This window comes from Candidatus Poriferisodalis multihospitum (assembly GCF_028283155.1).
Taxonomy (GTDB): Bacteria; Actinomycetota; Acidimicrobiia; order Acidimicrobiales; family Poriferisodalaceae; genus Poriferisodalis; species Poriferisodalis multihospitum.
The window spans coordinates 1-3,585 of record NZ_JAPYOK010000077.1 but is presented as its reverse complement, the minus strand read 5'-3'; the positions used below and the strand labels follow the sequence as shown (position 1 = coordinate 3,585).

The window sequence follows — 3,585 nt, the reverse complement described above, 5'->3', positions numbered from 1 at the left end:
GGCGAAGTGGTCGAGCGCATCTCGCAGCGCACCGGCTTCCTCGTCGCTGGACTCGGGACCGAAGACGGTCACCTTGGTGCCCGACAGGTCCATCATGTCATCAGACATGTCGTCATCCATGGAGTCGTCCATCGACTCGTCATCCATGGAGTCGTCCATCGACTCGTCGGCCATCGCCTCGGTCGCGGCCGGCGCCTCCTCGGCGTCTCCGTCGTCATCGCTGCCGCATGCCGCCGCGATGAGTCCGAAGGCCAGCACGATGGCCAGAAGACGCGCCCAGCGGAGTCGGGTGCGTCTGTTGCTGTGGTCTTTCATGTGTTCCTCCCTGGGGGGACGCAAATCGGTGCGCCCGTGCACGTTGCAAGCGCTTGCAGACGCGGTTGCCGAAGCCTAGCCGACTGTCAAATGGCCGCGCCCGCCGGGGATCTCACGGGGAACCCACTGAGTCACGGACGATCAGCTCGGTGTCGAGCTGGATGTGCTGGGGTGCCGGCGTGGCGGTCTCGAGCGACCGCAGCACCAGCTCCGCAGCGGCGACTCCCTGGTCGGCGACGTGCTGCCGCACCGTCGTCAAGCCCACGAGGCGGCTCTGGTCGTGGTCATCGACGCCGACGAGCGACAGATCGTCACCGACGCGCAGACCCAGGTCGCGCGCTGCGAGCATGGCGCCGAACGCCTGCTCGTCGCACATGGCGAAGATCGCACTCGGCGGCTCCGCGGCCCCGAGCAGCACGTGGGCCGCGCGTCGTGCCTCGGCCCAGCTGTTGCTCGTCGAAACGGTCATCGCCGGATCAGGCGTCAACCCCGCTGCGCTGTGCGCCCGGGCGTAGCCCTCCGCTCGCTGGCTGGGGATGGAGAAGTTGAGCGAATCCCCGCTGCTGAGGCTGAGCAGCCCGATGCGCCGGTGACCGTTGTCGAGCAGGAGGTCGGTGGCGGTGCGGCCGACCGCCACGTTGTCCACCGTCACCGAGCTGAGCGCCGCCGTCCGGAAGCCGACCGTGACAGCACAGCCGCCTTGCGCCACGAATGCGCTCGCGACATCGGGACCCACGGCGACGTCGATCAGCACTACCGCATCGCTGCGACCCGATCTGACGCCGTTCAGCTCGATGAAGCGACGGCGTTCGTCGGAGTTGGCGACGCCCGACAGCAACAGGTCGTATCCCGCTGCGGTCGTGTGATGGCCCAGCGCACCCACGATCGTCGCGTTGAACCAGGCGGCCGGGTCGGGCACCGCCGCGGCAATCGTGTTGGTCGTCCCTGCGGCCAGCCGTGCTGCGGGCAAGTTGGGCCGGTAGTCGAGTTCGGCAGCGGCCGTGAGCACTCTCTGCCGTGTGGCTGAGGCGACATGGGGCAACCCCCGCAATGCCCGGCTGACCGTCGCAGTGGATACTCCCGCGGCTCGGGCGACGTCGCCGATCCGAACCATGGGACCCGTCATTCCTGCCACACCATCGCGCTCGCCGGGGCGAGTAGATAGGTCCCGTTCGACTGTCTCGACCCAGCGGGCGCTCGGGATTCGGCTACCCCGTCATAAGGATGGGGACACGCCGCCGACGAGTCATACAGCACGGTGGCGGCGGCCGGGATCTCCACTTCGTGGGAGTCCTCGCCGACGCTCGCAGCGACCCCGATGCGGCCCCGGCGGTACGAGATGACCGGTCCGCGACCGCTGTCGATCCATTCCACGGCGTCCTCGCCGTCAGCAGATCCATTCGACAGTACGGACCGCACCCGCTGCTGGGTGTCGAGCAGCGCCTGGTAGGCCCCCAGCCACGACCGCTCGTCGTTGGACTGCGCAGCGGCCGTCTCGCCCGAGGGACGCGCGGCAGAGCGCAGCCACGGCTCGGCGGCCGAGAAACCGTTGTGCGGACCGTCGCCCCAGGGCATCGGGGTGCGGCAGCCGTCTCGGCCGGCGTTCACGTCATCGTCTGGACCGACGGGATCCAGCTTGTCCTCAGCCGCGACCTCGCCGTCGACCAGCCCGAGCTCCTCGCCCTGGTACAGCACCAGGGTTCCGGGCAGGAACGCAGCGAGCACATTGAAGGCAAGCGTGCGGGCGGCACCCCAATGCTGCGAGGTCCCCGCGGCACGGTCGGCATCCCACACTGACGCGAAGCGGGTCGGCGCCCGCGGCATGTCGTGGCTGCTCATCGCCCACACCAGGCGGTCGGCCAAGGCACTCGACGGGCCGCGCAGCGTCCTGCGAATCTCGCCGGGCTCCCACTCGATGTGCATCGGCGCGAACCAGTAGCCGCCGTGCATGCCGTCGGGCGGCAGCAGATCGTCCATGCCCCGCGGATCGAGGTGGTACGTCTCCCCGTGCAGGAACGCCCCGTAGGAATCGCAGATCTTGCGCCAGCGCCGGAATACCTCCTGGCTCTCGGGCTGGAAGACGTCGTAGAGATGCTCGAAGCAATCCCACTGCTCCCAGCGAGATGCTCGGGGCGGGATGGGCAGGAGCTGCGGATTCGAGCGCAGACCAGCGTCCTTGACCAGGCCGCCGGCCACGTCGACCCGGAAGCCGGCGACACCGCGGTCCAGCCAGAACCGCAAGATCTCGTCCCACTCGTCGGCCACTGCTGGATTGCGCCAGTTCAGATCCGGCTGCGATGTCAGGAACAGGTGCAGGTAGTACTGGCCCGAAGTCGGTTCCAGCGTCCATGCCGGACCTCCGAAGTAACCCACCCAGTTGTTCGGCGGTCCGCCGTCGGGGGCAGGGTCGCGCCAGATGTAGTAGTCGCGGTAGCGGGCCCGCCCGGCTTCGCCGGCGTTGCCGAGTGCGGCCTGGAACCATCGGTGAGCGCTGCTCGTGTGGTTGGGCACCAAGTCGGTCACGACGCGGATGCCGCGATCGGCGGCGTCGGCCACCAACGCGTCGAATGCGGCCAGATCGCCGAACAGCGGGTCGACATCGCAGTAATCAGCGACGTCGTAACCCCAGTCGTGTCCGGGCGTGGGATAGAAGGGCGTCACCCAGATGAAGTCGACCCCGAGGTCGCTCAGGTAACCGAGCTTGGACCGGATGCCGGCCAAGTCGCCGACGCCGTCGCCGTTCGAGTCGGCGAAGGATCGCAGATACACCTGGTAGCCGACAGAGTCGGTCCACCATGGCAAAGACAATTGGGGCGAAGACGGGCGGCGGTCCGATGTCGGGCTGTCAGGCGTCACGCCGTCTCCAGTCATGTTCCGGGCAGCGCCACCACCTGCGGCAACGCGCCTGCGGTCAGTCTGCCCCGATTCTGCAACCGATTGCAGGATCAGATCATGCGGCGGTCGGGCCATGCAACCCAAAGGTCGGGCCATGCAACCCAAAGACCGACCCGCCGAAGCGGGCCGGTCCTTGGTCTGTCAGTTTGGGTTGTGTGATGTGCGGCTCGGAGTTCACACCCCGAGCTGTGAACACACGGCTTGTCTAGCGCAGCGCAACGAATAGTGTCAACTGTCCGAGCGCAGCCGCGCGGAAACGCTCTCCGCAGGTGCACAGGCCCCATCGTCGTGCACACGCTGCACCCATGATGATCGGCCCGCCATCATGAGACCGGTCAGCGAACAGAAAGGCGCCCGTCATGCCACAACCTCCCA

The 3,585-nt window shown here is 67.9% G+C and carries 2 protein-coding genes and 1 pseudogene; all 3 read right to left on the bottom strand.

Annotation, left to right across the window (positions count from 1 at the left end; genetic code table 11):
* Positions 1–315, bottom strand: a pseudogene (locus VI480_RS07185) (hypothetical protein); the annotation flags it as partial.
* A gap of 112 nt (positions 316–427) precedes the next feature.
* Positions 428–1,441, bottom strand: coding sequence for a LacI family DNA-binding transcriptional regulator (locus VI480_RS07180; protein ID WP_323672142.1), 1,014 nt, complete (start codon positions 1,439–1,441; stop codon positions 428–430).
* Positions 1,438–3,084 carry an alpha-amylase family glycosyl hydrolase gene (locus VI480_RS07175; RefSeq protein WP_323672141.1) on the bottom strand — a complete coding sequence of 549 codons (1,647 nt, stop codon included), beginning with the start codon at positions 3,082–3,084 and terminating at the stop codon, positions 1,438–1,440. The genes VI480_RS07180 and VI480_RS07175 overlap by 4 nt, the downstream gene beginning before the upstream one ends.
* Positions 3,085–3,585 lie beyond the last annotated feature (501 nt).